The organism is Georgenia sp. (genome assembly GCF_054605595.1).
The window spans coordinates 2,354-3,748 of sequence record NZ_JBTSDU010000191.1; the positions used below are offsets into that span (position 1 = coordinate 2,354).

Annotated in this window: 3 protein-coding genes; 1 reads left to right on the forward strand and 2 read right to left on the reverse strand. The window is 72.8% G+C overall.

Annotated features, from left to right (window positions below; genetic code table 11):
• Positions 1 to 122: 122 nt before the first annotated feature.
• Entirely contained in the window at positions 123 to 383 is a 261-nt protein-coding gene (locus tag ACYC1Z_RS14555) for a glutaredoxin family protein (RefSeq protein WP_461410237.1), read from the reverse strand.
• A 41-nt stretch (positions 384 to 424) separates the two neighbouring features.
• Here ACYC1Z_RS14555 and ACYC1Z_RS14560 point away from each other — a divergent pair, with 41 nt between their 5' ends.
• The gene (locus ACYC1Z_RS14560) at positions 425 to 1,225 is read left to right on the forward strand and encodes an HAD family hydrolase (protein WP_461410238.1); all 801 of its coding nucleotides are present in this window, start codon (positions 425 to 427) and stop codon (positions 1,223 to 1,225) included.
• 85 nt (positions 1,226 to 1,310) lie between these two features.
• Here ACYC1Z_RS14560 and ACYC1Z_RS14565 read toward each other — a convergent pair.
• Positions 1,311 to 1,395 (reverse strand): 30S ribosomal protein bS22 (locus ACYC1Z_RS14565; RefSeq protein WP_461410239.1); only part of this gene is annotated, 85 nt, incomplete at its 5' end.

A 1,395-nucleotide genomic window follows, 5' to 3' on the forward strand; every position in this document is an offset into this window, starting at 1 on the left:
CCTTCAGGTGCCGCCGCCGCAGTCATGGCGCTCGGGTTGCTTCCGACGGCGGGTGGCCGGCGACGGCTCACGCTCCCCGCTACCGCTCAGGCCACCCTTCTCGGGCGACCCTTCTCAGGCCGTCACGCCTCCAGCGCGCGACGCACGCGAGCCGACTCGATGCGCCAGTAGCCCTGCTGTACGCCGTCGACGGTCACGACCGGCACGAGTTCGCCGTACCGGTCCACGAGCTCCGGGTCGGTGTCGACGTCGACCTCCCGGAACGCGGCGCCCGTGTCCTCCTGCACCCGTCGCAGCATCGCGCGCGCCTCGTCGCAGAGGTGGCAGCCCTGGCGCCCGTAGAGCACCACGCGGGTCGCGTCGACGGTGTCGGTCGTTCCCATGACCTCCGACCCTACGCGCCCGGTGCGGCTACGCTGACCCGGTGCCAGGACCCGAGGAGAGCGCGGCCCGAACCGCGGCATTCTTCGACGTCGACAACACGATCATCCGCGGCGCGAGCGCGTATCACCTCGCGCGTGCCCTGCACCGGCGCGGGTTCTTCGGGATGCGCGACATCCTGTTCTTCGCCCGCCACAGCATCGCCTACGCGGTCCAGGGCGAGAACCTGCGGCGCATCGCGTCGCTGCGGGCCCGCGCCCTGCACATCGCCAGCGGTCTCTCGGTCGCGGACGTCATGACGATCGGCGAGGACGTCTACGACGAGGTGCTCGACAGTCGGGTCTACCCGGGCGCCCGCGCCCTGATCCGGAAGCATCTGGACGCCGACCACGAGGTCTGGCTCGTCACCGCCACGCCCACGGAGGTCGCGGAGCTGATCGGCCGCCGCCTCGGCACCACCGGCGCGCTGGGCACCCGGACGGAGACGGTCGACGGCTACTACACGGGCGCACTGACGGGCGACCTCCTGCACGGGGCCGGGAAGGCCGTGGCGGTCCGTCGGCTCGCCGAGGAGCGCGGTATCGACCTGGCCGCCTCCTACGCCTACGGGGACTCCTTCAACGACGTCCCCCTGCTCGACACCGTCGGGCATCCCAGCGCGATCAACCCGGAACCGCGGCTGCGCCAGCACGCGACGCGGGTGGGCTGGCCCGTGCGGGACTTCCGCCGCCGTCGTCGCTCCGTCGACCTCCGCACCGGCGCCCGCTCCGCCGGCCTGGCCGGGACGGCGTGGGCCGTCGCGGTGGTCCTGCGCGCGCTGCTTCGACGCCTGCGCGCGGGGTAGACCCCGCGCGAGCCGGGTGCCGGGAACGACGCAGGCCCGGCACACGGCCGGGCCTGTGGTCACGGCGCGAGGAGCGCCGGGTGCGTCACTTCTTGTTGCGACGCTGGTGACGGGTCTTGCGAAGCAGCTTGCGGTGCTTCTTCTTGGACATGCGCTTGCGGCGCTTCTTG

Coding starts and splice junctions, on each gene's coding strand:
- ACYC1Z_RS14555 (WP_461410237.1), bottom strand. CDS start 383: ATGGGAACGACCGACACCGTCGACGCGACCCGCGTGGTGCTCTACGGG.